The organism is Pseudomonas sp. TNT2022 ID1044 (assembly GCF_028656895.1).
Taxonomy (GTDB): Bacteria; Pseudomonadota; Gammaproteobacteria; order Pseudomonadales; family Pseudomonadaceae; genus Aquipseudomonas; species Aquipseudomonas reinekei.
In genome coordinates, this window is record NZ_JAMDHB010000017.1 from 270,549 (window position 1) to 294,827 (window position 24,279).

The 24,279-nt window shown below is 59.0% G+C and carries 25 protein-coding genes and 2 pseudogenes; 17 read left to right on the forward strand and 10 right to left on the reverse strand.

All coding sequences use genetic code 11. The features are described 5' to 3' along the window. Positions 1-115 precede the first annotated feature (115 nt). Both fadD2 and fadD1 read left to right on the forward strand, forming a co-directional pair. On the forward strand, positions 116-1,804 hold the full coding sequence (gene fadD2, locus M5G20_RS20640) for a long-chain-fatty-acid--CoA ligase FadD2 (RefSeq protein WP_273920577.1): 1,689 nt from the start codon (positions 116-118) through the stop codon (positions 1,802-1,804). A 349-nt stretch (positions 1,805-2,153) separates the two neighbouring features. Next, positions 2,154-3,854, forward strand: a complete 1,701-nt coding sequence (fadD1, locus tag M5G20_RS20645; protein ID WP_273920578.1) for a long-chain-fatty-acid--CoA ligase FadD1 — start codon at positions 2,154-2,156, stop codon at positions 3,852-3,854. A gap of 52 nt (positions 3,855-3,906) precedes the next feature. Here the strand turns inward: fadD1 and M5G20_RS20650 are convergent, their stop codons facing one another. Next, on the reverse strand, positions 3,907-4,284 hold the full coding sequence (locus M5G20_RS20650) for a hypothetical protein (RefSeq protein ID WP_077047210.1): 378 nt from the start codon (positions 4,282-4,284) through the stop codon (positions 3,907-3,909). 202 nt (positions 4,285-4,486) lie between these two features. Here M5G20_RS20650 and M5G20_RS20655 point away from each other — a divergent pair, with 202 nt between their 5' ends. The 3 genes from M5G20_RS20655 to def all read left to right on the forward strand — a co-directional run bounded on the left by M5G20_RS20655 (position 4,487) and on the right by def (position 6,357). Beyond that, positions 4,487-4,678, forward strand: a complete 192-nt coding sequence (locus M5G20_RS20655) for a CsbD family protein (RefSeq protein WP_046816634.1) — start codon at positions 4,487-4,489, stop codon at positions 4,676-4,678. Between the two features lie 177 nt (positions 4,679-4,855). Beyond that, entirely contained in the window at positions 4,856-5,815 is a 960-nt protein-coding gene (locus M5G20_RS20660; protein WP_273920579.1) for a YihY/virulence factor BrkB family protein, read from the forward strand. 2 nt (positions 5,816-5,817) lie between these two features. Continuing rightward, the gene (gene def, locus M5G20_RS20665) at positions 5,818-6,357 is read left to right on the forward strand and encodes a peptide deformylase (protein WP_273920581.1); all 540 of its coding nucleotides are present in this window, start codon (positions 5,818-5,820) and stop codon (positions 6,355-6,357) included. On the opposite strand, the gene M5G20_RS20670 is transcribed toward def, so the two are convergent. Beyond that, on the reverse strand, positions 6,311-6,769 hold the full coding sequence (locus tag M5G20_RS20670; protein WP_273920582.1) for a GNAT family N-acetyltransferase: 459 nt from the start codon (positions 6,767-6,769) through the stop codon (positions 6,311-6,313). The two genes, def and M5G20_RS20670, sit on opposite strands and share 47 nt — an antisense overlap. Positions 6,770-7,671: 902 nt before the next feature. On the opposite strand from M5G20_RS20670, the pseudogene M5G20_RS30350 reads away from it, so the two are divergent. Continuing rightward, positions 7,672-8,340: pseudogene (locus tag M5G20_RS30350) on the forward strand (PAS domain-containing protein); the annotation flags it as partial. A gap of 129 nt (positions 8,341-8,469) precedes the next feature. After that, a pseudogene (locus M5G20_RS30355) lies at positions 8,470-8,886 on the forward strand (methyl-accepting chemotaxis protein); the annotation flags it as partial. 58 nt (positions 8,887-8,944) lie between these two features. On the opposite strand, the gene M5G20_RS20680 reads toward M5G20_RS30355, so the two are convergent. From M5G20_RS20680 to M5G20_RS20690, 3 genes are all read right to left on the reverse strand, one after another. Continuing rightward, positions 8,945-9,505 carry a hypothetical protein gene (locus M5G20_RS20680; RefSeq protein WP_273920587.1) on the reverse strand — a complete coding sequence of 187 codons (561 nt, stop codon included), beginning with the start codon at positions 9,503-9,505 and terminating at the stop codon, positions 8,945-8,947. A gap of 193 nt (positions 9,506-9,698) precedes the next feature. Beyond that, complete coding sequence (locus tag M5G20_RS20685; protein ID WP_150733647.1) at positions 9,699-10,334, reverse strand: glutathione S-transferase family protein; 636 nt, start codon at positions 10,332-10,334, stop codon at positions 9,699-9,701. A gap of 167 nt (positions 10,335-10,501) precedes the next feature. Next, positions 10,502-11,533 carry a LacI family DNA-binding transcriptional regulator gene (locus M5G20_RS20690; protein ID WP_273920590.1) on the reverse strand — a complete coding sequence of 344 codons (1,032 nt, stop codon included), beginning with the start codon at positions 11,531-11,533 and terminating at the stop codon, positions 10,502-10,504. Positions 11,534-11,748: 215 nt separating this feature from the next. On the opposite strand from M5G20_RS20690, the gene M5G20_RS20695 reads away from it, so the two are divergent. Together M5G20_RS20695 and M5G20_RS20700 are read left to right on the forward strand one after the other, a co-directional pair. Next, positions 11,749-12,282, forward strand: a complete 534-nt coding sequence (locus tag M5G20_RS20695) for a gluconokinase (RefSeq protein ID WP_150733645.1) — start codon at positions 11,749-11,751, stop codon at positions 12,280-12,282. A gap of 83 nt (positions 12,283-12,365) precedes the next feature. Then, positions 12,366-13,718 carry a GntP family permease gene (locus M5G20_RS20700; RefSeq protein WP_273920591.1) on the forward strand — a complete coding sequence of 451 codons (1,353 nt, stop codon included), beginning with the start codon at positions 12,366-12,368 and terminating at the stop codon, positions 13,716-13,718. A 114-nt stretch (positions 13,719-13,832) separates the two neighbouring features. Here M5G20_RS20700 and alaC read toward each other — a convergent pair whose 3' ends face one another. Then, positions 13,833-15,050, reverse strand: a complete 1,218-nt coding sequence (alaC, locus tag M5G20_RS20705; protein WP_053155458.1) for an alanine transaminase — start codon at positions 15,048-15,050, stop codon at positions 13,833-13,835. 139 nt (positions 15,051-15,189) lie between these two features. Between alaC and M5G20_RS20710 the strand changes: the two genes are divergently transcribed. The 3 genes from M5G20_RS20710 to M5G20_RS20720 all read left to right on the forward strand — a co-directional run bounded on the left by M5G20_RS20710 (position 15,190) and on the right by M5G20_RS20720 (position 16,993). After that, positions 15,190-15,852 carry a LysE family translocator gene (locus tag M5G20_RS20710; protein ID WP_273920593.1) on the forward strand — a complete coding sequence of 221 codons (663 nt, stop codon included), beginning with the start codon at positions 15,190-15,192 and terminating at the stop codon, positions 15,850-15,852. 67 nt (positions 15,853-15,919) lie between these two features. Beyond that, positions 15,920-16,405, forward strand: coding sequence for a GyrI-like domain-containing protein (locus M5G20_RS20715; protein WP_273920594.1), 486 nt, complete (start codon positions 15,920-15,922; stop codon positions 16,403-16,405). A 99-nt stretch (positions 16,406-16,504) separates the two neighbouring features. Further along, the gene (locus M5G20_RS20720) at positions 16,505-16,993 is read left to right on the forward strand and encodes a GNAT family N-acetyltransferase (RefSeq protein ID WP_273920596.1); all 489 of its coding nucleotides are present in this window, start codon (positions 16,505-16,507) and stop codon (positions 16,991-16,993) included. 4 nt (positions 16,994-16,997) lie between these two features. On the opposite strand, the gene M5G20_RS20725 is transcribed toward M5G20_RS20720, so the two are convergent. Beyond that, the gene (locus M5G20_RS20725; protein ID WP_273920597.1) at positions 16,998-17,504 is read right to left on the reverse strand and encodes a GNAT family N-acetyltransferase; all 507 of its coding nucleotides are present in this window, start codon (positions 17,502-17,504) and stop codon (positions 16,998-17,000) included. 141 nt (positions 17,505-17,645) lie between these two features. Between M5G20_RS20725 and M5G20_RS20730 the strand changes: the two genes are divergently transcribed. The 3 genes from M5G20_RS20730 to M5G20_RS20740 all read left to right on the forward strand — a co-directional run bounded on the left by M5G20_RS20730 (position 17,646) and on the right by M5G20_RS20740 (position 19,727). After that, positions 17,646-18,071: a YybH family protein gene (locus M5G20_RS20730; protein ID WP_273920598.1), complete on the forward strand. Its 426-nt coding sequence runs from the start codon at positions 17,646-17,648 to the stop codon at positions 18,069-18,071. Between the two features lie 72 nt (positions 18,072-18,143). Beyond that, positions 18,144-18,488 (forward strand): YciI family protein, encoded by a 345-nt coding sequence (locus tag M5G20_RS20735; RefSeq protein ID WP_273920599.1) that lies wholly within the window; start codon positions 18,144-18,146, stop codon positions 18,486-18,488. 3 nt (positions 18,489-18,491) lie between these two features. Beyond that, positions 18,492-19,727 carry an RNA polymerase sigma factor gene (locus M5G20_RS20740; protein WP_273920648.1) on the forward strand — a complete coding sequence of 412 codons (1,236 nt, stop codon included), beginning with the start codon at positions 18,492-18,494 and terminating at the stop codon, positions 19,725-19,727. 177 nt (positions 19,728-19,904) lie between these two features. Here M5G20_RS20740 and M5G20_RS20745 read toward each other — a convergent pair whose 3' ends face one another. Then, complete coding sequence (locus tag M5G20_RS20745) at positions 19,905-20,759, reverse strand: LysR family transcriptional regulator (RefSeq protein ID WP_273920600.1); 855 nt, start codon at positions 20,757-20,759, stop codon at positions 19,905-19,907. Positions 20,760-20,849: 90 nt separating this feature from the next. Between M5G20_RS20745 and M5G20_RS20750 the strand changes: the two genes are divergently transcribed. Then, positions 20,850-21,284, forward strand: a complete 435-nt coding sequence (locus M5G20_RS20750) for a multidrug/biocide efflux PACE transporter (protein WP_150733933.1) — start codon at positions 20,850-20,852, stop codon at positions 21,282-21,284. Between the two features lie 53 nt (positions 21,285-21,337). Here the strand turns inward: M5G20_RS20750 and M5G20_RS20755 are convergent, their stop codons facing one another. Then, complete coding sequence (locus M5G20_RS20755; protein WP_273920601.1) at positions 21,338-22,096, reverse strand: SDR family NAD(P)-dependent oxidoreductase; 759 nt, start codon at positions 22,094-22,096, stop codon at positions 21,338-21,340. A gap of 121 nt (positions 22,097-22,217) precedes the next feature. On the opposite strand from M5G20_RS20755, the gene M5G20_RS20760 reads away from it, so the two are divergent. Then, entirely contained in the window at positions 22,218-23,114 is an 897-nt protein-coding gene (locus M5G20_RS20760; RefSeq protein WP_273920602.1) for a LysR family transcriptional regulator, read from the forward strand. Positions 23,115-23,127: 13 nt separating this feature from the next. On the opposite strand, the gene M5G20_RS20765 is transcribed toward M5G20_RS20760, so the two are convergent. Then, positions 23,128-24,150 (reverse strand): transporter, encoded by a 1,023-nt coding sequence (locus M5G20_RS20765; RefSeq protein ID WP_273920603.1) that lies wholly within the window; start codon positions 24,148-24,150, stop codon positions 23,128-23,130. Positions 24,151-24,279 lie beyond the last annotated feature (129 nt).

The following is a 24,279-nucleotide window of genomic DNA, read 5'->3' on the forward strand; positions in this document are numbered from 1 at the left end:
GGCCATAACTGCTAGTGTCCGTGAAGCTCCGCTTTTTGCATTGCGCTTTTTGAGGGATCAAAGAGAAATGACAGATAAGCGGCCCGGATAGGCTCAGGTAAAGAGGACAAGAACAATGCAACCTGATTTCTGGAATGACAAGCGCCCGGCCGGCGTGCCCCTGGACATCGACGCGGGTGCCTACAAGTCGGTCATCGAGGTGTTCGAACGTTCCTGCAAGAAATTTGCTGATCGCCCCGCGTTCAGCAACATGGGCATCACCCTGACCTACGCCGAACTGGAACGCCAAAGCGCAGCGTTCGCCGGTTACCTGCAAACCCATACCGACCTGGTGCCCGGGGATCGCATCGCGGTGCAGATGCCCAACGTCCTGCATTATCCGGTTGCCGTGTTCGGCGCGATGCGCGCCGGGCTGATCGTGGTCAACACCAACCCGCTGTATACCGCGCGGGAGATGCGTCACCAGTTCAAGGACTCCGGCGCCCGGGCGCTGGTGTACCTCAACATGTTCGGGCAGAAAGTCCAGGAAGTGCTGCCCGACACCGACATCCAGTACCTGATCGAAGCCAAAATGGGCGATTTCATGCCCACCGCCAAAGGCTGGCTGGTCAATACGGTGGTGAGCAAGGTCAAGAAAATGGTCCCGGCGTATTCCTTGCCCCAGGCCATTTCCTTCAAGAGTGCGTTGCGTATGGGCCGAGGGCTGGGCATCAAGCCACTGAAAGTCGGGCTCGACGATATCGCCGTGCTGCAATACACCGGCGGCACCACCGGCCTGGCCAAGGGCGCAATGCTGACCCACGGCAACCTGGTGGCGAACATGCAGCAAGTTCGGGCCTGCCTTGAGCAGTTCGGCAATGACGGTCAGCCGCTGTTGCGCGAAGGCCAGGAGGTGATGATCGCACCGCTGCCGCTGTACCACATCTATGCCTTCACCGCGAATTGCATGTGCATGATGGTGTCGGGCAACCACAACGTACTGATCACCAATCCGCGGGACATCGGCGGCTTCATCAAAGAGCTGAAAAACTGGCGGTTCTCGGCGTTGCTCGGGCTCAACACGCTGTTCGTGGCACTGATGGACCACGCGGATTTCAAGACGTTGGATTTCTCGACACTCAAGCTCACCAACTCCGGCGGCACCGCGCTGGTCAAGGCCACCGCCGAGCGTTGGGAGCAATTGACCGGTTGCCGCATTACCGAAGGCTACGGTTTGACCGAAACCTCGCCGGTGGCTTGCACCAACCCGTATGGCGAGCTGTCGCGCATTGGCACGGTCGGGCTGCCGGTGCCGGGCACCACGCTGAAAGTGATCAACGATGAAGGCGTCGAGCTGCCGTTGGGCGAGCGCGGCGAGCTGTGCATCAAAGGTCCGCAGATCATGAAGGGTTACTGGCACAAACCCGAAGCCACCGCCGAGGTGCTGGATGCCGAGGGCTGGTTCAAGTCCGGCGATATTGCAGTGATCGACCCGGACGGCTTTGTACGCATTGTCGATCGTAAAAAGGACATGATCATTGTCTCGGGCTTCAATGTGTACCCGAACGAGATCGAAGACGTGGTCATGGCTCACCCGAAAGTCGCCAACTGCGCGGTGATTGGTGTGCCGGACGAGCGCTCCGGCGAGGCGGTGAAGTTGTTTGTGGTGGCGCGGGAGACGGGCGTCAGCCTTGAAGAGCTGAAGGCCTACTGCAAGGAAAACTTCACGGCGTACAAAGTGCCCAAGCACATCGTGTTGCGGGAGTCGTTGCCGATGACGCCGGTGGGCAAGATTTTGCGGCGGGAGTTGCGTGATATCGCTTGATCGATGAAAGGCCGCGCTTTGCGCGGATCGCGAGCAGGCTCGCTCCCACAGGGTTCTCGGTGATCTGTGGCAGCGAATCTGCTCGCGATTTTTTTTGGGAAGCCCCGGTTTTCGGCGCTTTCAGCGGTTTATAGAATTTTTGCTCTAAAATGACCGGCTGTTATTCTTGAGTCACAAATGTGACTGTAGAGGCCGCTTTTGGCTCTAGGCGACCCTTGGCAAAGCTGCTACTCTCGGCGCGCTTTGTGACTTCTCGGCCTTCTGTCAGCCAGATTCACCAATGACCAAACACCAATAATAATCGCATCAAATGCGGTGCTGAATTCGCGTTGCTGAGGAGTGGGCTTCCATGATCGAAGACTTTTGGAAGGATAAGTACCCAGCTGGAATTGCTGCCGACATCAATCCAGACGAGTATCCGAATATTCAGGCAGTGTTGAAGCAATCCTGCCAACGCTTCGCCAACAAACCGGCATTCAGCAACCTGGGCAAGACAATCACCTACGGTGAACTGTACGAATTGTCCGGTGCCTTTGCCGCGTATCTGCAACAGCATACCGATTTGCAGCCGGGCGATCGAATCGCCGTGCAACTGCCCAACGTGTTGCAGTACCCGGTGGCCGTCTTCGGTGCCATCCGCGCCGGGCTGATCGTGGTCAACACCAACCCGTTGTACACCGCACGGGAAATGGAACACCAGTTCAACGACTCCGGTGCCAAGGCCCTGGTCTGCCTCGCCAACATGGCGCATCTGGCGGAATCCGTGGTGCCGAAAACCGGCGTCAAGCACGTCATTGTCACCGAAGTCGCCGACCTGCTGCCGCCGCTCAAGCGCCTGCTGATCAACAGCGTCATCAAGTACGTGAAGAAGATGGTGCCGGCGTATCACTTGCCCAAAGCCGTCAGGTTCAACGATGTATTGAGCAAGGGCCACGGCCAGCCAGTGGCTGAAGCCAGCCCGGCCAGCGGCGATGTGGCCGTGTTGCAATACACCGGTGGCACCACCGGCGTGGCCAAGGGCGCGATGCTGACCCATCGTAACCTCGTGGCGAACATGCTGCAGTGCAAGGCGCTGATGGGCTCCAACCTCAACGAAGGTTGCGAGATCCTGATCACGCCGCTGCCGCTGTACCACATCTATGCGTTCACCTTTCATTGCATGGCGATGATGCTGATCGGCAACCACAATATCCTGATCAGCAACCCGCGCGACCTGCCGGCCATGGTCAAGGAACTGTCGAAGTGGAAGTTCAGCGGTTTCGTTGGCCTCAACACGTTGTTCGTGGCCCTGTGCAACAACGAAGGTTTCCGCAAGCTGGATTTCTCCGCGCTGAAAGTCACGTTGTCCGGCGGCATGGCCCTGCAACTGGCGGCGGCAGAACGCTGGAAAGCGGTCACCGGTTGCGCCATCTGCGAAGGCTACGGCATGACCGAAACCAGCCCGGTGGCCACGGTCAACCCGATCCAGAACATCCAGATCGGCACCATCGGCATTCCGGTGCCGTCGACCTTGTGCAAAATCGTTGACGACGCCGGTGTCGAGCAGCCACTGGGCGAAATCGGTGAACTGTGCGTGAAAGGCCCGCAAGTCATGAAAGGCTACTGGCAGCGTCAGGAAGCCACCGACGAAATGCTCGACAGCGAAGGCTGGTTGAAGACCGGTGACATCGCGCTGATCCAGCCTGATGGCTACATGCGCATTGTCGATCGCAAGAAAGACATGATCCTGGTGTCTGGTTTCAACGTGTACCCGAACGAGTTGGAAGACGTGCTGGCGACCCTGCCGGGCGTGTTGCAATGCGCGGCCATCGGCGTACCGGACGAGAAATCGGGCGAGGCAATCAAGATTTTCATCGTCGTCAAACCGGGCGTGACCCTGACCAAGGAGACGGTGATGGAGCACATGCGCGCCAATGTCACCGGCTACAAGGTTCCGCGCTCCGTGGAATTCCGCGATGCACTGCCGACCACCAACGTCGGCAAGATCCTGCGTCGGGAGTTGCGCGATGAAGAGTTGAAGAAGATCAACGCGAAGAAAGCGACCGCGTAAAACAAGAAGCCCCGCAGATGCGGGGCTTTTTGTTGAATATCTTTTTGATTTTTTATTGACGAAACGGCGCGAAGTTGACGTTGGTGCCCGCCGGGCGCATGTCCTGCAGGTACGAGTCCTTGTCGGCACTCAATTCCAGGCTCAGGGCCGCTTTGCGCTTGCCCTGGTTACGCACGACCAGCCCTTCGAGCTTCTCGCGCAGGAACACCGTCGGCACTTTCAAATGCAGCAGTTCGTCGGTGTCCGGGGTGTGCATCAGCAGGTGAATCCACTCGTACTGACCAATGGCCAGGCGTGCCACCGGAATGTCGAACCACCAGATGTTGCGGTTACGGTTCAGTTCGGTGAAGTGGCAGTTGTTGACGCCAAGCACAGCACCACCAAGTTCCTGGTTTCTGCGGGCAATGGCCTGCTTTTTATCGAGTTTCATAACATTCCTGCGGGGATTGGATCTTCAGCGCCTTGGCGCCAATACGTTGCGCATTCTCGGGGGTTGCCGGGCAAACATAAAGCCCAACCTGCATTGAACGATGAAATGTCGTGCTGAAAATAAATGAAACTCCGCGCAAACGCGCTCGGTCAACCCTGTGTAACGAGTTTTCTCCCATTGGAATATACGCAGGAGATTCATCATGGGCAGCACAGGCGATAAAGTGAAAGGCATGGCCAACGAAGCCGCTGGTAACGTCAAGCAAGGCGTCGGCAAGGCCACCGGTAATGACAAAATGCGCGCCGAAGGCGTGGTCCAGGAAAAGAAAGGCGAGGCCCAGCAAGCGGTCGGCAAGGCCAAGGATGCCGTGAAAAAGGGTGTCGACAAGGCCTGATGCGGCCGTTGAAGAAGCTTCGAGACGGCCATCCACAGATGGCCGTTTTTGTGTCAGCCTGAACTTGATTGATGAATTTGTTTCAAAGTCGCCAGGTAGGCTACTTTGATGAAAGAAAACGGCCCCTGAGTCGCCACGACTACAACCCCACCCTGTTTGCGGCGAAAGGAGACGCTAATGATTTTCCCGGACATGAAAGGTCTGCCCATCCACCGTGTGATGATGCGCACGGTCACCGAGTTCGTCGACGATGAGATGTCGACCTATGCCTCGGCGCTGGCCTATCAAATGCTGTTTTCGCTGTTTCCCTTCATTCTGTTCCTGATCGCCCTGATCGGTTTCCTGCATCTTCCGGACTTCTTTTCGTGGTTACGCCTGCAATCGGAGCTGGTGTTGCCGCCCCAGGCCCTGGAGCAGGTGAACCCGGTGATCGACCAGCTTCAGCAGTCCAAGGGTGGCTTGCTGTCGGTGGGTATCGTGATTGCCCTGTGGACAGCTTCGGCCGGCGTACGCTTGATGATGAGTGCGATGAACGCCGCTTACGACGTGGTCGAAGGTCGCCCGGTGTGGAAGCGTTTTCCGCTGTCGATCATCTACACCGTCGGCATCGCCGGCATGCTGCTGATCGCGGCCGCGCTGATGGTGCTCGGGCCGCAAGTGATGAGCTGGATTGCAGCGCAAGTCGGCCTCGAGTTTTTCATCGTCACCCTGTGGACCATCGCGCGCTGGCCGGTGATCGTGATCCTGTTGATGGTCGCGGTGGCGCTGATCTACTACGTCATGCCTGACGTCAAACAGGAATTCCGCTTCATCACCCCAGGTTCAGTGCTGGCCGTGGTGGTGTGGATCATCGCCTCGCTGGGCTTCGGTTTGTACGTCAAGGAGTTCGCCAACTACAACGCCATGTATGGCAGTATCGGCGCGATCATCGTGCTGTTGCTGTACTTCTACATTTCCGCCGCAGTGCTGTTGCTCGGTGCGGAGATGAATGCGGTGATCGAGCACATGTCACGCGAGGGCAAGGACCCTGGCGAGAAAGTTGCTGGCGAGCAAGGTCCCGTCCACGAAGAAAAACAGCACGTGTCGGGACTGGGCCGTGATCATTCACAACCCAAACCAACCATTGACGAAACCTGACCATGATTCGTGAAATCCTGAAAATGGGCGATGAACGCCTGCTGCGCATTGCCCCGCTGGTGCCTGCCGACATGTTCGACAGCCCCGAGTTGTGGCAACTGATCGACGACATGTTCCAGACCATGGAAAGCGTGGGCGGCGTTGGTTTGGCTGCGCCGCAGATCGGCGTTGATCTGCAACTGGTGATCTTCGGTTTCGAGCACAGCGAACGCTACCCGGACGCCGAAGCGGTGCCGCAGACGATCCTGATCAACCCGCTGATCACACCACTGAGCCCGACCCTGGAAGAGGGGTTTGAAGGCTGCCTGTCGGTGCCGGGCCTACGCGGCGCGGTGGAGCGTTATCAACACATCCGCTACGAGGGTTTCGATCCCAAGGGGCAACCAATCGTGCGTGTTGCATCGGGGTTTCATGCGCGGGTGGTGCAGCATGAGTGCGATCACTTGATCGGCCGGTTGTATCCATCGCGCATCAGCGACTTCAGCAAATTCGGCTTCACCGAAGTGATGTTCCCGGATCTCGATCCGAACGCGGATGACTGAGCAGCGGTTCCAGACCCATGGCGATCATCGGTTTGCTGCGTGCATAGCGACTCAGGCGCTCGACCATCGCGTAGGGCATTGGCGGATCAAAGGTAAAGCCGCGACGCTCATAAAAGCCCCGCAAGTCCGGGTGACAGAACAGCCATACCGGCAATTCGCAATTCTTCACCGCCGCGGTAATCAACGCGGCGGCGATGCCTTGTTCGCGACACGCCGGATCGACGAACAACCCGGTCAACCAATGCCCGCCGGATACCGGGCGCAAACACAACGCGCCAACGATGTCATCGCGCCGGGCCACCCACAATTGCGCTTCGCGAACCGCTTTCATTGACGATTGATGAGCGCGGTAGAACTTGTTCATCAATGGCCAAAGCGGCTCATCGAGTCGGGTGAAATGGGTATCGGGCATGGTCTCGGGCTGTCGGTTCGCAAAGCGGACGATTATAAAAGAACGTGATCTGAAGGATAGGTGTATACCTGATCTCACATCCCCTGTGAGTGGAGTACGCATCATGTCCAAAGGTATGGATTCAAAGAAAGCAGACAAGAAAAAACCGGCAAAAACCGCTATCGAAAAGCGCGCCGACAAGAAAGCCAAAAAGGTCAATGTGTTCGGGCATTGAGCCTGCGCTGACCGATCGCTCCCGCGCCATGCGGGAGCGATCACGTTGATAATAATCTGCAACAAATCTCTGCGCCGTGGCGTAGACGGGATGGGTGCCTGATCAGGGCAACGCCCCGTTTTCCAAGCCAATTCTGCCTTTACCGATCTTCACGTCCTGCATCGCCCATCGTTTGATCCCCTCCAGCTGAATCGATTTTGTACCCGATACTGGCCGACTAGTGGCCTTGCAAGCCCTACGCGTCTGGCTATGCTGACGGATAACTAACCATGTCGACCGCAATGTGATGGTTAGTCTCCAGAGTGCGCATTCCAAGGCACCGACACAATTCAATGGAGCGGTATTGGAGAAGGGAATTTTCTTATGAACACGTTAGGGCTGGCCCGCCTGCGGGCTATCAAGAGAAGGATGTCTTGATGAGAGTGTCGCAACAAGGACCCTCCGATTGAACATCATTAATCACCTGACTGGTCCTTCCTGATTTTGGAGGGGCGCGTGTGCCTGTTCTGTGGAACGTAGTGGTGGATTTGAAAGACCCGCAACTTTCAATAAGTCAAAAGACCGCGCATAGGGTGATACGACCATGTTTAACCTACATCACAAGGCTGACCTGCTGGAAATCGAACGCTTCAGTTGCGCGCTGACCGAGGCCAATGCCAAGTTGGCGGCGGTCAGTCGTTCGATGGCGATGATTGAATTCACCCCCGAGGGTATCGTCCTCGATGCCAATGAAAACTTCTGTAGCGTCATGGGTTATAGCGCTGAAGAAGTTCGCGGCAAGCACCATCGGGTGTTCTGCGAGGAGGTGTTTTATCGCAGCGAAGAGTACGCCAGGCTGTGGCGTGACCTGGCCCGCGGCGAGCCGGTCAGTGGCACCTTTTTGCGCCTGAGCAAGGGCGGCAAGGAAATCTGGCTTGAAGCCAGCTACATGCCGGTGTTTGGGCCCGATCGGCAAGTCAAAAGCGTGATCAAGGTCGCGACTGATATCACCGCGCGGGTCAACAAGGAACATGAAAACGAAAGCATGTTGTCGGCCATTAGCCGTTCCATGGCGGTGATCGAATTCACCCCCGAAGGGCGGGTGATCACGGCCAATGAAAACTTCCTGAACACCATGCAGTACTCGCTTAACGAAGTCCTCGGGCAGCACCACAGTCTGTTCTGTCACCGCGGCGAGGCCGAATCGTCCGGCTACAAAGCGTTTTGGGCTTCGCTCAACCGCGGCGAATATCACTCGCACCGTTTCGAGCGCAAGAACAAGCAGGGTCAGACGGTTTACCTCGAAGCGTCCTACAACCCGTTGTTCGATACCAAGGGGCGGCTCTACAAAGTGGTGAAGTTCGCCAGCGACATCACCGCCCAGATGACCACCCTGCAAACCGCTGCGGAATCGGCCCACAGCACCTCAGTGCAAAACGACGCCTGCGCGCGCAAAGGTTCCGAGGTGGTGCAGCAAACGGTGCAGATCATCCAGGACATTTCCAGGGACCTGAACCAGGCCGCGCTGAGTATCGATGCGGTGAGCAAACAGTCGGACATCATCGGCACCATCGTGCAGACCATCCGTGGGATCGCCGATCAGACCAACCTGTTGGCGCTCAACGCGGCGATCGAAGCCGCCCGCGCCGGCGAGCATGGGCGGGGTTTTGCGGTGGTGGCCGATGAAGTGCGCAGCCTCGCGGCACGTACGAGTCAGGCGACCCTGGAGATTGTCGACGTGGTGCGCAAGAACCACGATTTGTCCTTGAGTGCCGTGTCGAGCATGCAGTCGAGCCTGAGTCGAACGGGGCTCGGGGTGGAGCTGGCGAACGAGGCGGGGGAAGTGATTCTGGAAATTCAACAGGGATCGCGGCACGTGGTGGATGCGATCAGTCAATTCAACTCAACCTTGCAGTTGAATTAAGGGCAACAAATAAAGAAGGGTCCCGGTAGAGGGACCCTTCTTTATCTCTTCATACACCTCAAAGCGAAGCGACCAGTTGCTCCACGGCCTCAGCGCCCGGTTTGTTGTGACGTTCGTTGGCTTCTTCGGCCTTGGCCATCTTCATCTTGTCTTCCATGCGCTGGGCGATCTCTTCACCGATCGCTTGCTGTTTCTCCGGCGGCATGGCATCGACCTCTTCCTGCGTCAGCCCCATTTCCTCAAGGATCGCATCACGTATGCGCTGCTCCGGGGTTTTGCTCATGTAGTCCTTGAACTCGTCCGTTGCTGAACCGCTGCCGACCCGGTCCTTGACGTCATCCGGCAGCGGGGCATACACCGCTTGCAGATTCACGCGGGTCTTGGCGAACGCCTCATCGACGTTGTCGCTCACCTTCGCGGCCTCGCTGACCTGTTGCGTGGCAACTTGGGTGGCGGATTCCTGAACCTGCGTACCGGCTTGCGTGGTTTGCGTCTGCACATGGTTTTGCAGGGCCTGGGCCATGACGCTTTGAAGGCCGGCAGCGGCTTCGGCGGTTGGATCTTCACCAGGGCGTTTGGGGATTGGGGCTACCAGGTTTGATTTTGCACTGACCAACATGAGAAGAGACCTTGTAGGTGTTTGTGGTGCGGTGCCTGGAGCAAATAGTATGCCTTTATTAAAAAACTTATTTATATCAATTGGTTAGTTCTTTATCGCATCGCTGGCAAGGCTGTTGTGCGGTCAAACCTTGCCGCGCGGCGGCAGCGTTCGACCGCATGGCCATCAATGCTGGGCGATAGTGCAGGACCGCTCAAGGCAAGCCATTACAGCAATGCTTGAGGAAACCCGGGCGCTGGGCCAGGCGCTTGAAATACTCATCGATGGCCGGGTAATCGGGGCGCTCGATCGGCGTCATCAGCCAACGGTTGATCGACAGGCCGATGACGATATCGGCCAGGCTAAACCGCGCACCGGCGACGTAAGCCTTGGTGGTCGCGAGTTGGTGTTCGAGGATGGCCATTTTCTGGTTCCAGCCACGTATGCCGACTTCAATGCGATGGGCGTCCTGATATTCGGGGTCCTTGCGCACCAGGGCCATGAACGCGTAGCTCCAGGCTGCATTGAGATCGGTGGCCTGCCAGTCCATCCATTGCTCCACCCGGGCGCGGGCGGCCGGTTCGCCGGGCAGCAACTCGTGATGGTGTTGGTGTTTGCCGGCCAGATAGCGGCAGATGGTGTTGGACTCCCACAACACCCCCGCCTCATCGATGATCACCGGGACCTGGGCGTTGGGGTTGAACCTGAGAAACTCGGGGCTATGGGTCGAGGCAAACCCGCTGCCCCAATCCTCACGCTCGAAGGATAAGCCCAGTTCCTCGCAGGTCCACAGCACCTTGCGGACGTTGATCGACGAGGCTTTGCCGAGAACCTTCAGTGAGTGGTCCATGTTGCTACTCCCTCAGCGAATAAGGCGTCTGGAAATCATACCTCACGCACAGTATGGAACTGTTTGAGCCGGCTTGCTGGCGATCGCTGTTATCAGGCGAAATCGATGTCGATGGTCAAGCCGCCATCGTCAGCAAGCCGGCTCCTGCGCAGGCATGAGCGGTGTCATCAGGTGCTTTCTCGCACCTTCAGCTCAAACCCCATGTCCTGGACGGGTCTGGCCACCGTGTTGCCGGCCATCAGGGTCAACATCTGTTCGGCTGCGCGGCGGCCGATGGCTTCACGCGGGGTGTTGATGCTGCTCAGGCGCGGCACCATGTGCGCCGACGCCGGCAGGTCATTGAAGCCGAGGATGGCCACCTGTTCGGGGATTTTGACCCCGTGGCGCATGGCTTCGAGCAACGCGCCCTGAGCCAGGTCGTCGTTGCCAAAGAAGATTGCATCGACATCCGGATGGCTGGCGATCATCTGTAAAAACAATTCGCCACCCAGGCCTACGGACGACGGGCGTGGGGTCAGCACTTCCAGGGCCGGGTCGTACCGTCCTGCCTTCTGCAGAGCGCGGCGGTAACCTTCGCCGCGCAGCAAGGTGCGCTGGTCCAGTTGCGCACCGATGTAGGCCAGGCGCTTGCGACCACGGGATAGCAGGTGCTCGGCGGCTGTCTCTCCAGCGGCCAGTTGCGAAAAACCGACGCAATTGAGCCCGGCGGCGCTGTCCAGCTCCATCATGTACACGCATGGAATGTTGCTCGCTTCGATCATCCGTCGTGAGCTTTCGGTGCGGTCAAAACCGGTGAGCAACAAGCCGCGCGGCTGATAGGCCATGTAATTGCGCAGCAGGTTTTCTTCTTCGTCGCGGGAGTAATGGAAGTTGCCGATCAGCACTTCGAAGCCCTTGGGACGCAAAACCTGATGAATGGCTTCCAGGGTGTCGATGAACAGCAGGTTGGACAACGACGGCACCAAAACCACCACCGAATGGCTCTGGGCCGAGGCCAATGCACGGGCAGCAGGGTTGACCACATAGTTGAGCTCAAGCGCGGCTTTCTGGACTTTTTCCACCAGTTCGGTGGCCACGCTGCTTACGCCGCGCAAGGCGCGCGAAGCGGTAATCGGGCTGACACCGGCCAGGCGTGCGACTTCGTTCAGGGTAGGGCGGCCAGTGGTGCGGGTATTTTTATCGTTCTTAGTTGGATTCATCGACGGCTTGCCAAACAAAATTCAAGGCACTAAGGTAGCGCTGTCTCGATGCAGCTGCAAATGCGTGAGCGGGGGTTCGCCTGATCCTCGCTTTTTGGCGTTGAGACCGAACATGCTGCAACCCATAAAATGACAAGAAAGGCGTCGGCAACTTCTGCTTTTGTTTGAGTGTCATAGCTGACAAAGGTAGCGCTGTCTGCGCGCTGAGGTGTTACATGAATCATCCCATCACCGCCCTGGTCATCATGGGCGTTGCCGGTTGCGGCAAGACGTGCGTCAGTGAAGCCCTGTGCCAACTGAGCGGCGCCACTGCCATTGAAGGCGACTCTTTCCACCCTGCCGCCAATATCGAAAAGATGAGCGCGGGTATTCCCCTGAACGACGAAGACCGTGCCGGCTGGCTCGACAGCCTGTGCGATGAATTGCGCCGCATTGACGCCAAGGGCCAGCGCCCGGTGCTGACGTGCTCGGCGCTCAAGCTTATTTACCGCGAACGTCTGCGCAGTGCCTTGCCGGGCCTGGGCTTTGTGTTCCTGGAGCTGACCCCCGAAGTCGCCGCCGACCGTGTTTCCCACCGGCCGGGCCACTTCATGCCGTCGACCCTGATCGACAGCCAGTTCGCCACCCTCGAATCCCCCGTCGGCGAGCCATTGACCCTGGCCCTCGATGCTTCGAACCACAGCGTTGATGAACTGGCCGTTCAGGCTCACCACTGGTGGCTCGAGCATGGCTTGAAGCGTGCCGGTTAATGTTTAGCTTGCAGAGATAGCGCTGTCCTTATGGCTTTCGAATTACCCGCTTCAATAACAACAACAACCAGGAGACACCCCTAATGTTTGGCATGTCCCACGAGACGTTCCTGCTGCTCGATGCAGTGGTCACGGTGATCGGGCTTATCGTCCTGATTACCAAGTTCAAATTGCACCCGTTCCTTGCCCTGATCATTGCCGCCGCCTTCCTCGGGCTGACGTCCGGCATGCCGATCGGCACCATCATCAAGGCGTTCCAGGACGGCTTCGGTGGCGTGCTCGGTTTCGTCGGCATCATCCTGGCGCTGGGCACCATGCTCGGCAAAATGATGGCCGAGTCGGGCGGGGCAGACCAGATTGCGCAAACCCTGATCCGCGCCTTCGGCAAGGACAAAGTGCAGTGGGCCATGATGTTCGCCGCGTTCCTGGTGGGCATTCCGCTGTTCTTCGAAATCGGCTTCGTGTTGCTGATTCCGCTGGTGTTCATCGTTGCCCGGCGCACTGGCGTGTCGATCATCAAGATCGGTATCCCGCTGCTGGCCGGCCTGTCCGCGGTACACGGCCTGGTGCCGCCGCACCCGGGCCCGCTGCTGGCGATTGGCGTGTTCGGTGCCGACATCGGTAAAACCATTCTTTATGGCCTGATCGTGGCGCTGCCTACCGCGATCATTGCCGGTCCGATCTTCGGTACGTTCATCGCCAAGCACATCCCCGGTCATCCGAACCAGGAGCTGGTGGATCAACTGGCCCGCGAAACGGATTCGGCTGCACTGCCAAGCTTCGGCATCACCCTGGTGACCGTGCTGCTGCCGGTGTTCCTGATGCTGCTCAAGACCTTCGCCGACGTGGTGCTGCCGGATGGCAACATCTTCCGTTCCTTCATGGACCTGATCGGTCACCCGATCTCGGCATTGCTGCTGGCCTTGCTGCTGTCGCTGTACACCTTCGGCTACAAACAGGGCATCGGTTCCAGCCAAATGATGAAATGGCTGGACGCGAGCCTCGCGCCGACTGCCGCGATCATCCTGATCATCGGTGCCGGTGGTGGCTTCAAGCAGATGCTGGTGACCAGCGGCGTGGGTGACGTGATCGGCCACATGGCGGTCAACGCACAGATCTCGCCGATCCTGCTGGCGTGGCTGGTGGCAGCGGTGATTCGTATTGCCACCGGTTCGGCAACCGTAGCGACCATCACTGGCGCGGGCATCGTGGTGCCGGTGGTCGGTATGATCCCGGGTGTGAACCGTGAGCTGCTGGTGCTGGCGACCGGTGCCGGCTCCCTGATCCTGTCCCACGTGAACGACGCCGGTTTCTGGCTGGTCAAGCAGTACTTCAACATGACCGTGGCCGAAACCTTCAAGACCTGGACCGCGATGGAAACCATCCTGTCGGTGGTGGGCCTGGGCTTTATTCTGTTGTTGTCGCTGTTCGTTTAAGCGCACGCCAGACACAAAAAAACCGCAGCGATGCGGTTTTTTTGTGGGTCATGATTTCAGGGAACACCCGAATCCAATGTGTGCGAGCAGGCTCGCACCCACAGGGGATAGGTGTCAGGCGTTGGATTTGGTGACCAGCCCATCCGCCCGAAACATCCCGCGAATCCCGCGCACGGCCTGACGAATCCGATCCTGGTTTTCGATCAGCGCAAAGCGCACATGATCATCGCCATACTCGCCGAAACCCACACCCGGCGAGACGCACACCTTGGCCTCAGCCAGCAGCTTCTTGGCGAACTCCAGGGAGCCCAGATGCGCATAAGCCTCGGGAATCTTCGCCCAGACATACATCGACGCCTTCGGATTTTCCACCATCCAACCCAGTTCATGCAGGCCTTTGACCAACACGTTTCGGCGCTGCCGGTACTGTTCGGCGATATCGCGCACGCATTGCTGATCGCCTTCCAGTGCGGCAATCGCCGCCACTTGCAGCGGGGTGAAGGTGCCGTAGTCGTGGTAGCTCTTGATCCGCGCCAGGGCGTTGACCAGTTCCGGGTTGCCGACCATGAAACCGATGCGCCAACCGGCCATGTTGTAGCTCTTGGACAGGGTGAAAAACTCCACCGCAATGTCCTTGGCGCCCGGCACCTGCATGATCGACGGGGCTTTCCAGCCGTCGTAGACGATGTCGGCGTAGGCCAGGTCATGCACCACCAGGACGTCGTACTGCTTGGCGAGGGCGATGACCCGTTCGAAGAAATCCAGCTCCACACATTGTGCGGTCGGGTTGGACGGGAAACCCAGAATCATCATTTTCGGTTTAGGGATCGAGCCACGAATGGCCCGCTCCAGTTCCGCGAAGAAATCCACGCCCGGGACCAGCGGCACCGATCGCACCTGGGCGCCGGCAATCACGGCACCGTAAATGTGAATCGGATAGCTCGGGTTTGGCACCAGCACCGTGTCGCCCTGATCCAGAGTCGCCAGCATCAAGTGCGCCAGGCCTTCCTTGGAACCAATGGTGACAATGGCTTCGCTTTCCGGGTCGATGTCGACCTCGTAGCGTTCCTTGTACCAGTTGGAAATCGCCCGACGCAGGCGCGGAATCCCCTTGGACGTCGAGTAACCGTGGGTGTCTTCGCGCTGGGCGACCTGGACGAGTTTTTCGACGATGTGCGGCGGCGTGGCGCCGTCGGGGTTGCCCATGCTCAAGTCGATGATGTCTTCGCCACGACGTCGGGCGGCCATCTTCAGCTCGGCCGTGATGTTGAAAACGTAAGGGGGGAGTCGATCTATGCGCGCAAAGCGGCGCGGCGAACCTTGTTCGGCCATTGTTGCCTCGGATAACGTAAGCGCCCGGAACCGTCCGAGCGACGCTGGTCACTGCGGTGACCTGTGGCGGAATGTAAGGGCAGCTGTGGCAGACTGTCCAGCCTCAAAATAAACAATTTTTTCCGAAGGATAGGGTTAGATGGAATTCACCAGTGGCTTCTTGCTGAGCCTTTCGCTGTGCCTGGACATCGGCGTGGCCAACATTGCGATGATCACCCTGGCGATGCAGCGCGGCTATTTTCAAGGCTTTGCGCTGGGATTGGGCACCTGCGTCGGCGACCTGATCTACGCCGTGCTGGCCCTGGCGGGCATGACCGTGTTGCTGCAATACGAAACCGTGCGCTGGGTGTTGTGGATCGGTGGCTCGGCGCTGCTGGTGTACTTCGCGGCGAAGATGATTTATTCGGCGATCCACCATGAAGCGCTGCTGGCGGAGACGGCAGAAGTCGGGCACAACTCCCATCGCAAAGAGTTCTTTCGCGGGATCTTCCTGGCCATGTCGTCGCCCAGTGCGATTCTCTGGTTCGCTGCGGTGGGGGGCACGTTGATCGCCCGTTCCGGTGGCGGTGACGCCCTCAGTTCCGCGCTGTTTCTCGGCGGTTTTCTCTGCGCGGGGATCCTCTGGTGTGTCGGCCTGTGCTTTGCCGCAAGCCACGGCGGCAAGTTGCTCGGCGACAAATTGCTGCGCTACTCCTACATGGCATCGGCGGCGATCTTCTGCTATTTCGCGGTGTATGTGATTCTATCGGGCTACAACGAGTTTGTTGGCACAGGCGCCGCCGAGCAGTTGCACGCACTCTAACCGGGCGAACCGGGTTTGGCTTCTATACTCCCAGCCGAACCCACTTTTTAGCTTCAGGAGTCGAGTCATGGATGAGCAAACACGCGTCGAAGTGTCCGAACCCCGTTTTGAGCACGGGCATTTCCTGCTGATTGCCGGGCTGGGTGGCCGATTTACCCAGGATACAACCCAAGGCATTCCCGCACTCTGGGAGAAATTCATTCCGGAGATGGGCAGGATTCCTGGTCAAAAAAGCGAAGTAACCTACGGCATCTGTTGCAATCCGGATGGCAAAGGGGGATTCGAGTACATCGCCGGCGTCGAGATCGACAAGCTCGACGACCTGCCAGACAAGTACCGTTGGATCGAGATTCAGGCTCAGCATTACGCGGTGTTCGAGCACAAAGGTTCGCTGGATCAGTTGCCCGCGACCTTTCAGTACATCTGGAAAACCTGGTTGCCGCAGTCCGGTAAAGAGGCGGCGGACGCCCCGGAGTTCGAACGCTACAGCGAAGATTTCAACCCGAAGCTCAACACCGGCAAGCTGGAAATCTGGCTGCCGATCAAGGCGTAATCCAGGCATCGAGCGGCGGATCGGGAGATTCGCCACTCGATGTCACGTTGCTGCTGATTTAACATTCCCCAACCAATTCTTCGCTGACCCCGAGCTGCCATGAACACCGTTATCCGCAATGTCACACCGGCCGACCTGGACCGCTGCTACGCCATCGAAACCGTTGCCTACGAAGGTGACGAAGCCGCGACCCGCGAGAAAATCGCCACCCGCATCGCCACCTGGCCCGAAGGTTTCATCGTTGCCGAAGTGGACGGCGTGGTGGCCGGTTTCATCAATTCGGGTGCGGCGTTTCAGGTGGAAATGTCGGACGAAGCGTTCAAGGAATTGATCGGCCACGACCCGGACGGGCCGAACGTGGTGATCATGTCGGTGGTGGTGCACCCGGATTATCAAGGGCAGGGGTTGGCGAAACGTTTGATGGGCGAATTCATCGAGCGCATGCGTGCGCTGGGCAAAACCAGCATCCACCTGATGTGCAAGGAACGGCACATTCCGCTGTATGCCGGTTTCGGTTTTGCCTACATCAAGCCATCAGCGTCTGACCATGGTGGCATGGCGTGGCATGAGATGGTGCTCAATTTCTGAATCACTACAAAACCTTGTGGGTAGCCTGGAAAATCATCCCCATCCGCCGCTCATACCCAATCCGCCCCTTGTACGCCTCGCCACTGTCGACAAAGCCAAATTTGGCATACAAGCCAATGGCCGATTCATTGTCCGCATCCACCGACAATTCCAACCCGCGAATCTCCGGCCAGGCCAAGCGCGCCGCCTCGGGCAGCGCTTTGAGGCAGGCCTTGCCATAACCTTTGCCTTGGGACCGTTGGTCGACTTGCAGCGCATGCAAGGTGGCGCTGTGTTCATTGGCCCAGGCCGGAAGCGCAGGTGGGCGCTTGAGCAGCAGGAAGGCCACGGGAATGTCTTCGGCCAGCAGGGCAAATCCTTTGACGCCCGGGCCGGGCTTGGACAACAAGGTGTGCAAAGCACCGTGGATGTCACCGGAGAACTTTATTTGCTCGGGATGTACTTCAATGGCTTCGACCTGCAGGCGTTGCTGCGCATTCAGGCTTTCATACGGCACGAGTCGGGCTGTCACTGGAGTGTCCTTTTTCCATCATCTATTGAGTCTCGGATTCTAGCGATTCCGGCGATCTGGATTATTTTTATTTCACCTGTCGATTCACCGGATCGCCAGACGACTAAGGGTGTCTTCCCATAAAAACCACGGAGAACCACCATGAACTCGCAAACCCAGATCCAGAACCTGATCGACAGCTATCGCCAGGCCGTCATGTCCAAGGACGTGGAAAAAGTCATGGCGCTGTATGCCGATGACATCGTCTCCTTCGATGCGGTCAAGGCGTTGCAATTCAAGGGCAAGCCGGCCTACCGCGCCCATTGGCAGGAATGCATGCAAATGTGCCCCGGCCCGCACATCTTCGAGTTCCACGAGGTGACCATCGAACCGTCCCAGGAAATCGCTTTCGCTCACTGGCTGGCGCATTGTGGTGGCACCAACGAGAAAGGCGAAACCCAGGCCTGCTGGATGCGCGTCTCGCAGTGCTACCGTCAGGCAGCCGGGTCGTGGCAGATCGTTCATGAGCACTGGTCGGCGCCGTTCGACATGCAGACCGGCGCACCGCTGTTCGACCTCAAGCCCTGAAGTTTTTTATCGCAAACAGCGCCAAAGTGCCGATCCACGGCCATCGTTGATCCGTTCGATAAGGAGAGCGTGATGAAGTATTTATGCCTGGTCTACAGCGATGAGCAGTTACTGCATTCGCTGCCGGAAAGCCCGCACGATTCTGAGTGCATGGCTTATGCCGAGTCGGTCCAGGGCAGCGGCCGGATGGTCGCCGCCGAGGCGCTGGAATCCGTGCAGACCGCCACCACGGTGCGCATGCGCAACGGCAAAATGTCGATCACCGACGGCCCGTTCGCCGAAACCAAGGAGCAATTGGCCGGGTTCTATCTGATCGATGCCAAGGACCTCAACGAAGCGATCCAGGTCGCCGGGAACATCCCGGCGGCGCGGGTCGGCAGCGTTGAAGTGCGCCCCGTGCGCCAGCTGAATCCTTGAATGATGGTGGTTGCGGCGGTCAAGGCGCGGGTCGAGCAGGTTTATCGTGAAGAGTCGCGGCGCATTCTGGCGACCTTGATTCGCTTGCTCGGCGACTTCGACCTCGCCGAAGAGGCCTTGCACGAGGCGTTCTTCGTCGCGGTCGAGCGCTGGCAACAGGACGGCGTGCCGGACAACCCGCGTACCTGGCTGGTGTCCACCGGGCGGTTCAAGGCCATCGACGTGCTGCGTCGACGTGCGCGGTTCAATGCTTCGCGGCCATTGTTGCTGGCGCAACTGGAAGCGCTGGAGCAGGCGGACTGGAGTGACGAAGACGTGGAAGACGATCGCTTGCGGCTGATCTTCACCTGTTGTCACCCTGCATTGGCGGCGGATGCCCAGGTGCCGCTGACCCTGCGGGAAGTCTGCGACCTGACCACGGAAGAAATCGCCCGGGCCTTTCTCTCGGCGCCGGCGACCATCGCCCAACGCATTGTGCGTGCCAAGGCAAAAATCCGTGACGCAAAAATTCCCTATCAAGTGCCCTCACTGGCAGAACTGCCCGAACGCCTCGACAGCGTGCTGCGGGTGATTTATCTGGTGTTCAATGAGGGTTACTCCGCGTCCATCGGCGCACAAGTGACCCGCGAAGACCTGACGCGCGAGGCGATTCGTCTCGGCCGGCTATTGATGGAGTTGCTGCCGGAACCGGAGGTCATGGGCTTGCTGGCCATGATGCTGTTGCACGAGTCGCGGCGGGTGGCCAGAACCAGCGCGAACGGCGAGTTGATTTTGCTGGATGAGCAGGATCGAACGCTGTGGGACGGCGAGATGATTGCCGAAGGTTGCACGCTGGTGGAGCGGGCGTTGAGCAGTCGTCGATTCGGTCCGTATTGCCTGCAAGCGGCGATTGCCGCGGTGCATGCCGAAGCGCCGTCGGTGGATGAAACCGATTGGGAGCAGATCGTCGGGCTGTATGACGTGTTGCTGCGGGCGGTGCCTTCGCCGGTGATCGAGTTGAACCGGGCAGCGGCGATTTCCAGGCGCGATGGGCCGATGGCGGGGTTGATTCTGGTGGAGGCGATTCTGGCGCGCGGTGATCTGCTGGATTACCACCTGGCGCATTCGGCGCGGGCGGAGTTTTGTCGGCAGTTGGGGCGGGTGGAACAGGCGCGGGAGGCGTATGAGCGGGCCCTGGCATTGACGCAGCAAGCGCCGGAGCGGCGGTTTATCGAAGGCCGGCTCAAGGCGTTAAGTTGATGTGATCTTGCGGGCCTCATCGCTAGCAGGCTCGCACACAGTGGGTCGGTGTCCCTCGATACCACGTGTCCAATTGTAAGGACTGCATTTCAGCACCGCCGTTAACCGATTTGATTGGCCACACGCGGTCCAACTGTGGGAGCGAGCCTGCTCGCGATGAGGCTTGTCGCCGCGCCACTATTCCAGCATCTTCCCCAATAACCAACTCCCCGCCGGCCCTGGTGGATGCAGCCGCGACCACAGCGCATCCACCGACACCGTTTTCGGCCAGCCACGCACCTGCAGCTCTTGCAAGGTCCCCGGCCCGAAACGCGCCACCAGCCAGCGTGGCAGCGGCGCCCAGCCAAAACCGCCCTGAGCCATTTCCAGCAGCATCAAATAACTCGGCGCCGACCAGACGCGCCCCTTCGCCCGGTTCTCATATGGATTGACGATGGTCGCCAGGCGCAATTCGCGGTGTTGCTGCAGCACCTCCTGATCAATCCGAGCCAGCGTGGCCAACGGATGCTGCGGCGACACGAACAGGGCGATTTCCGTGCGTTCGTCCACCGTCGAATTGACCAGATCCGGTGGATAGCTGTCCTGCATTTCCGCAAAGGCAATCTGCGCCCGCCCGCTTTGCACCAGCGCCACCAAGTCATCGCATTCGGCGATCAGGCATTCGAGCTCCAGGTCGGGATAACGCTGCTCGAACGCGCTGAGCGACGCTTCGAAGCGGTCGGACTGATAAGTGTCGGAAAGGGCCACAGTCAGTTTCGCCTCGACCCCTTGGGAGAGTTGGCTGGCGGTCATTTCCAGACGACTGGTGGCGGCCAGAATCTCCTCGGCCCGTTGCAGCACCACGCGCCCGGCCGGCGTCAGCCCGGGTTTGCGGCTGCTGCGGTCGAACAATGTCAGGTTGAGGTCGATTTCCAGGCTGGCCACTGCCGCGCTGATGGTCGACTGACTACGGCCCAGCTTGCGCCCGGCGGCGGAAAAAGAACCCTGGGTGGCGGCTTCGACAAACGCCAGCAGCACTTCATGCGAGGCCATGAACTATCGCCTTGATCGATGGTTATTGGTTATGAAGTATCGGTCGGACGGCGGATCATGGCAACCATCGTCACCCAAGGGAGTCACGCCATGAGCGCCAACAAATCCATCACTGAACGTATCTTCCAGGCCATCGGCTTCGAATTGCTGGCCATTCTGATCTGTACCCCGTTGCTGGCCTGGATCATGGACAAACCGATGCTGGAAATGGGCGCCGTCACCGTGGTCATCGCCGTCTTGGCGCTGGCCTGGAACGTGGTCTTCAACGGCCTGTTCGACCGGGTGCTCAAGCGTTTCGCCATTGCCCACAACGCCTGGGTCCGTGTGGTGCACGCGATGTTGTTCGAAGGCGGACTGGTTGCCCTTGGCGTGCCGTTGATTGCCTGGTGGCTGAACGTCAGCCTGTGGCAAGCGTTCCTGCTGGATATCGGGGTGCTGCTGTTTTTCCTGCCGTACACCTACGTTTATCACTGGGCGTATGACGTGGTGCGCGAGCGGGTGCTGTTGAACCGGGTGGTTTGTTGAGGTGTGGAGAGGGAGCAAGCTCCCTCTCCACAGGTTTGGTAGCTGGCTGCGACTTATAAGAACATCCCCCCCGACGCTTCAATCCGCTGCCCATTAATCCACTGGCTCCCCGGTGCGACCAGCAAGGCAATCGCAGCGCCAATATCGTCAGGCCGACCGGCGCGACCCAGCGCCGTGTTGCCCGCCACCATCTTGTTCACCTCGGCGTTATCACGCACGGCGCCGCCACCGAAATCGGTTTCGATCGCACCGGGGGCAAGGATATTCACGCTGATGTTGCGTGCACCCAGCTCCTTGGCCTGGTAACGCGTCAGCACTTCCATCGCACCTTTCATCGCTGCATAGGCGCCGTAGCCCGGCAGACTGAAACGAGCCAGACCGCTGGAAATATTGATGATGCGTCCGCCGTCATTGAGCAATGGCAGCAGTGTTTGCGTGAGGAAAAACGGTCCCTTGAAATGAATATTCACCAGCAGGTCGAACTGTTCGACGGTGGTGTCGACGAAATTCGCATGCATGCCGATCCCCGCGTTGTTGATCAGGAAGTCGAAATGCTCGCGATCGAACTGGTCGCGCAAGACAGTCGCCAGTTCAGTGGCGAACACGGCGAACTGCTCACTCTTGCCGACGTCGAGTTGCAGCATGGCCGCACGGCCACCGAGGCTTTCAATTTCGGCGACCAACGCCTGGGCCTCATCGGCGCGGCTGTTGTAGGTGCCGATGATGTCGACGCCCTGGGCGACCAGATGCAAGGCAGCGTTCTTGCCAAGGCCACGGCTGGCGCCGGTGATGAGTGCGATTTTACGGGTCATGGGACTTCCTCAAGTGCAGTGGACAGTGGGTGTGAGGAAGTTTATTTATCCGCTACAGAGTGATAAATATGCGCAAACCGGAATCACTGGTCGGTTAAGTCGAACAATAAAGGTCAGGCACATGAACAAGCTGGAACTGCTGCGCACCTTCGTCCGGGTCAGCGAGATGTCGAGTTTCACCCTCGCCGGGGAAAGCCTGGGTCTGCCCCGATCGACGGTGTCCGAGCATGTGCAGGCACTGGAAGCCTTGCTGGGTACGCGCCTGTTGCAGCGCACCACGCGCAAGGTCCAGGCGACCCAGGACGGTTTGGTGCTGTACGAGCGCAGCAAGGACCTGCTGTCGCACATGGATGAAATCGAAGGCCTGTTCCGTCAGGACGAAGCCACCTTGGTGGGGCGCATTCGGGTCGATATGCCGAACATTCTGGCCCGGCGCGTGGTGATGCCGCGCCTGCCGGAGTTCACGGCGCGTCACCCGCTGCTTGAGCTGGAAATCAGCAGCACCGACCGGCGGGTAGACCTGCTCGGTGAGGGTTTCGATTGTGTGGTGCGGGTGGGGGCGCAACCGGATCAATCGGTGGTTGCGCGGCATCTGTGCGACTTCGCCATGGTCAACTGCGCCAGCCCCGGGTATGTGCAGCGCTACGGCATGCCGCAGACGCTGGAAGATCTGGCGCAGCATCGGCTGGTGCATTACGTCGGCGTGCTGGGCGCGCGTTCGGAAGGTTTTGTCTATGAGGTCGATGGCAAGGTGCAGCGGCTGCCGATGGCCGGAAGCATCACGGTCAATAGCACCGACGCGTACGAGTCGGCGTGCCTGGGTGGTTTCGGTCTGATCCAGGCGCCGCGAATGGGCATGCGCAAACATCTGCTGGGTGGGGAATTGGTCGAGGTGTTGCCGCAGTTCAACGCGCCGTCCATGGAGGTGTCACTGCTCTCTGCCCGCCAGCGGCATTTGCCGCTGCGGGTGAGGGCGTTCATGGATTGGTTGGGGCAAGTGGTTCAGTCAGCCTCATAACCTGTGGGAACGTTCAATAATCCTGCCGCTTGCGAAACGCCCAACGCCCGGCAATCACGGTAAACGTCGCCACCAGCGCCACCAGAATCCAGAACCCTTCCGGGTCCTGGGAAAGCGGCACTCCGCCCACGTTCATGCCGAAAAAACCGGCAATGATGTTGATCGGCAAAGCCAGCACCGTCACCACCGTCAGGGTGAACAGCGTGCGGTTGCTCTGTTCGTTGAGGTTGGCGGCGATTTCTTCTTGCAGCAGCTTGATGCGCTCACCGAGCGCCGTCAGGTCGTTGATGATCAGCGCGAACTCCTCGGTGGATTTGCGCAGCTCCTTGACGTCTTCCTTTTGCAACCACGGCGGCGGGCGATTGAGCAGGCGCAGCAACGACCCCGGTTCCAGTGCCAGCAAGCGTTGCAGGCGCACCAGCACCCGGCGGTTGGCGCCCAGTTCGGCGCGGTTGGTCGACAGGCGCGAGGAGAGCAATTCATCCTCGATCTGATCCACGCTCTGGCTGGTCTTGCGCACGATCTGCGTCAGCACTTCACCCTGATCGCGCAGCAAATGCACCAGCAATTCCAGCGGCGAACGAAAGCACTCGCCGGCCTTCACCGAGGAGCGCAGTTTGTCCACCGAATGCAGCGGTTGCAGGCGCGCGCTGATGATCAATCGACTGCGCGCACACACCCACAGCGTCGAGATATCCGACGAGACCATGCTGCTGAGGTTGAACACCACATCGTTAACCACCGCCAGCAACGCCGAGTCGACATGCTCGATGCGCGTCGACCGAGAGCCTTCATGCAAGGCTTCGAAAAACTCGTCGGGCAATTCCAGATGGTTTTTCATCCAGCGCTCGCACGCGGCGTGGGCGAGGTTCAGGTGCAGCCAGAGAAATTGCTCGTCGTCTTCCGGTTGTTGCAGGCAGCGCAAAGCCCTGGCCGAGTCGATTTCCTGGCCGCGCTCGCCGGGGCGAAAACTGAAACCGTAAAGCAGGCCGAACAGATCCGGATCGCGATGGCTTTGATCGATGCTGTGGTTCATGAGAGCTCGCAAAGAGAGGCGCCTGTCGCGGGTTTTACAGGTTCACGTGAGCCGCATCATCGCAAGGCTGGATGACGATTTTGTGACAGTTGTGTAGCGCAAACGATTGCTCTGCCGGTGGTCGGATTT

Bases quoted from the DNA above. Each gene is read 5' to 3' on its own strand.
- fadD2 (WP_273920577.1), top strand. From the start codon at position 116: ATGCAACCTGATTTCTGGAATGACAAGCGCCCGGCCGGCGTGCCCCTG.
- fadD1 (WP_273920578.1), top strand. From the start codon at position 2,154: ATGATCGAAGACTTTTGGAAGGATAAGTACCCAGCTGGAATTGCTGCC.
- M5G20_RS20650 (WP_077047210.1), bottom strand. From the start codon at position 4,284: ATGAAACTCGATAAAAAGCAGGCCATTGCCCGCAGAAACCAGGAACTT.
- M5G20_RS20655 (WP_046816634.1), top strand. From the start codon at position 4,487: ATGGGCAGCACAGGCGATAAAGTGAAAGGCATGGCCAACGAAGCCGCT.
- M5G20_RS20660 (WP_273920579.1), top strand. From the start codon at position 4,856: ATGATTTTCCCGGACATGAAAGGTCTGCCCATCCACCGTGTGATGATG.
- def (WP_273920581.1), top strand. From the start codon at position 5,818: ATGATTCGTGAAATCCTGAAAATGGGCGATGAACGCCTGCTGCGCATT.
- M5G20_RS20670 (WP_273920582.1), bottom strand. From the start codon at position 6,769: ATGCCCGATACCCATTTCACCCGACTCGATGAGCCGCTTTGGCCATTG.
- M5G20_RS20680 (WP_273920587.1), bottom strand. From the start codon at position 9,505: ATGTTGGTCAGTGCAAAATCAAACCTGGTAGCCCCAATCCCCAAACGC.
- M5G20_RS20685 (WP_150733647.1), bottom strand. From the start codon at position 10,334: ATGGACCACTCACTGAAGGTTCTCGGCAAAGCCTCGTCGATCAACGTC.
- M5G20_RS20690 (WP_273920590.1), bottom strand. From the start codon at position 11,533: ATGAATCCAACTAAGAACGATAAAAATACCCGCACCACTGGCCGCCCT.
- M5G20_RS20695 (WP_150733645.1), top strand. From the start codon at position 11,749: ATGAATCATCCCATCACCGCCCTGGTCATCATGGGCGTTGCCGGTTGC.
- M5G20_RS20700 (WP_273920591.1), top strand. From the start codon at position 12,366: ATGTTTGGCATGTCCCACGAGACGTTCCTGCTGCTCGATGCAGTGGTC.
- alaC (WP_053155458.1), bottom strand. From the start codon at position 15,050: ATGGCCGAACAAGGTTCGCCGCGCCGCTTTGCGCGCATAGATCGACTC.
- M5G20_RS20710 (WP_273920593.1), top strand. From the start codon at position 15,190: ATGGAATTCACCAGTGGCTTCTTGCTGAGCCTTTCGCTGTGCCTGGAC.
- M5G20_RS20715 (WP_273920594.1), top strand. From the start codon at position 15,920: ATGGATGAGCAAACACGCGTCGAAGTGTCCGAACCCCGTTTTGAGCAC.
- M5G20_RS20720 (WP_273920596.1), top strand. From the start codon at position 16,505: ATGAACACCGTTATCCGCAATGTCACACCGGCCGACCTGGACCGCTGC.
- M5G20_RS20730 (WP_273920598.1), top strand. From the start codon at position 17,646: ATGAACTCGCAAACCCAGATCCAGAACCTGATCGACAGCTATCGCCAG.
- M5G20_RS20735 (WP_273920599.1), top strand. From the start codon at position 18,144: ATGAAGTATTTATGCCTGGTCTACAGCGATGAGCAGTTACTGCATTCG.
- M5G20_RS20740 (WP_273920648.1), top strand. From the start codon at position 18,492: ATGGTGGTTGCGGCGGTCAAGGCGCGGGTCGAGCAGGTTTATCGTGAA.
- M5G20_RS20745 (WP_273920600.1), bottom strand. From the start codon at position 20,759: ATGGCCTCGCATGAAGTGCTGCTGGCGTTTGTCGAAGCCGCCACCCAG.
- M5G20_RS20750 (WP_150733933.1), top strand. From the start codon at position 20,850: ATGAGCGCCAACAAATCCATCACTGAACGTATCTTCCAGGCCATCGGC.
- M5G20_RS20755 (WP_273920601.1), bottom strand. From the start codon at position 22,096: ATGACCCGTAAAATCGCACTCATCACCGGCGCCAGCCGTGGCCTTGGC.
- M5G20_RS20760 (WP_273920602.1), top strand. From the start codon at position 22,218: ATGAACAAGCTGGAACTGCTGCGCACCTTCGTCCGGGTCAGCGAGATG.
- M5G20_RS20765 (WP_273920603.1), bottom strand. From the start codon at position 24,150: ATGAACCACAGCATCGATCAAAGCCATCGCGATCCGGATCTGTTCGGC.